1 protein-coding gene and 1 pseudogene are annotated in these 1,735 nt (G+C 74.2%); both read left to right on the top strand.

Features of this window, described 5'->3' with window-relative positions; translation table 11 throughout:
* On the top strand, positions 1–1,430 hold a 1,430-nt coding region (locus D455_RS0126255; protein WP_017573641.1), incomplete at its 5' end, for an ABC transporter substrate-binding protein.
* Positions 1,430–1,735: pseudogene (locus tag D455_RS31730) on the top strand (ABC transporter permease); the annotation flags it as partial. The gene D455_RS0126255 and the pseudogene D455_RS31730, both read left to right, overlap by 1 nt.

The raw sequence follows: 1,735 nt of genomic DNA, 5'->3' as shown, positions 1-1,735 counted from the left end.
CCGCCGCCGAGGGGCCCGCCCTGCGCTACGCCGCCGTGGGGGCGCCCGCCGCCACCACCCACGACCCGCACGGCCGGGTCGGCAACGAGGCCGACTACCTGCGCTTCGCCATGCTCTACGACGTACTCACCGTGCCCGACGAGCACGGAGTGGCCCAGCCGCGCCTGGCGGAGTCGTGGGAGCCGCAGGACGGCGACCTCACCCGCTGGACCGTCACCCTGCGCGACGACGCCGTCTTCTCCGACGACCAGCCCGTCACGGCCGACGACGTCCTGTTCTCGCTGCGCCGCATCCAGGACAAGGGTGCGGAGAACAACGGCCGCCTGTCCATGTTCGACCTGGAGGCCTCCGGTGTGACGGGCGAACACGAGCTGGAACTGGTCACGCACCAGCCCTACGCCGAGGTCGGTTCCGCCCTGGCCTCCCTGACGTTCGTCGTCCCCGAGGGCAGTGACGACATCACCGAGCCCGTCCCCGGCTCCGGCCCCTTCGTCCTGGAGAGCGGCGACGACACCACCTCGGTCCTCAGGCGCGACGACGGCTGGTGGGGAGAGGCGCCCGCGTACGAGACGCTGGAGATCACCGCCATGCCCGACCCGGCCGCGCGCGCCGCCGCCGTCGCCTCCGGCCAGGCCGACGTCGCCGGAAGCGTCGCACCGGCCACCGCGCGGCAGTACGCCGACGACGGCGAGGTCGAGGTGGTGACCCGCCCCGGCGGCGTCAACTACCCCCTGGTCATGGACATGGAGACCGAGCCCTTCGACGATCCCCGCGTGCGCGAGGCGGTCAAGCTCGCCCTGGACCGGGAACAGCTCGTGGAGACCGTCTTCCTGGGCTACGGGGAGCCCGGCGCCGACGTCCTCAGCCCCCTGGCGCCCTTCGCCCCGGACGTGCCCCCGGTGGAGCGCGACCCGGACCGGGCCAGGGAACTGCTGGAGGAGGCCGGACACGGGGACGGCGTGTCGCTCACCCTGCACGCCACCACCTCCTACCCGGGCATGGAGGAGGCCGCGGTCCTCATCTCGGAACAGCTCGCCGAGGCCGGGATCGACGCCCGGGTCGAGACGGGCCCGCCCGACACCTACTGGACCGACGTGTGGAACGTCGAGCCCTTCTACCTCAACAGCCTCGGCGGCAACGGCTTCGTGGACTTCTCCCGGATGGCGCTGCTCGCCGACGGTCCCATCAACGAGACCGGGTGGAACGACCCCGAGTGGGACGCCGACTTCGCCGAGGCCCTGGCCACCGCCGACGAGGCCGAACGCCACGCCGTTCTGGGAGACCTCCAGCGGCGGGTCGCCGACGAGGGCGGTTACGTGGTCTGGGGCGTGGGCGACGGCATCGACCTCACCGCGCCCGGTGTGACCGGCCTGCCCACCGGCCCCGGGTTCCACCGGCTGCTCATCGAACGGGCCGGGGTACCGGACTGATGACGCCGCCCTCCGCGGCGCCGCCCGACGCCGTGCCCCGCACGCGGAGGGCGGTGCCCTCCCTGGTCCTCGCCCTCGCGCGTACCCTGCTCCTGCTCCTCGCGGTGTCGGTCGCGGTCTTCGCCGCCACCGAGCTGCTGCCCGGCGACGCCGCCCAGTTCCGGGCGACCCCCGGGGCCGCGCGGGAGCAGGTCGAGCGGCTGCGCGAGGAACTGGGGCTGGACGCGCCCGCGTGGCGGCGCTACGCCGCGTGGGCGGCCTCCCTGGCCACCGGAGACCTCGGCACCTCACTGGTCAACGGGCGG

Origin of the sequence: Nocardiopsis halotolerans DSM 44410, assembly GCF_000341065.1 — a bacterium.
GTDB lineage: Bacteria > Actinomycetota > Actinomycetes > Streptosporangiales > Streptosporangiaceae > Nocardiopsis > Nocardiopsis halotolerans.
The sequence above is the reverse complement of the archived record's forward strand: the minus strand, read 5'-3'. Positions and strand labels throughout refer to the sequence as shown.